1 protein-coding gene is annotated in these 252 nt (G+C 65.9%); it reads right to left on the reverse strand.

Annotation, left to right across the window (positions count from 1 at the left end):
• Positions 1 to 26: 26 nt before the first annotated feature.
• On the reverse strand, positions 27 to 252 hold a 226-nt coding region (locus J5474_RS22620), incomplete at its 5' end, for a hypothetical protein (RefSeq protein ID WP_209364276.1).

Consider the following 252-nt stretch of genomic DNA (forward strand, 5'->3'; position numbering starts at 1 on the left):
CGCCAAACCGTTCATCGAAACCTCCTTCATGAACCGGCAACAGCCTCGGGCCGCAGGTCGACCCGGCGCAGGAGCTGGGCGTTGAGCGCCACCACGATCGTGGAGAGCGACATCATCAGGGCGCCAACGGCAGGAGGCAGCACGAACCCGACTGGCGCGAGCACACCCGCCGCGAGCGGGATCGCGACGATGTTGTAGCCAACCGCCCAGGACAGGTTCTGGATCATCTTGCGGTAGCTCGCCTGGGAGAGG

The sequence above is a fragment of the Sagittula salina genome (assembly GCF_017813235.1).
Taxonomy (GTDB): domain Bacteria; phylum Pseudomonadota; class Alphaproteobacteria; order Rhodobacterales; family Rhodobacteraceae; genus Sagittula; species Sagittula salina.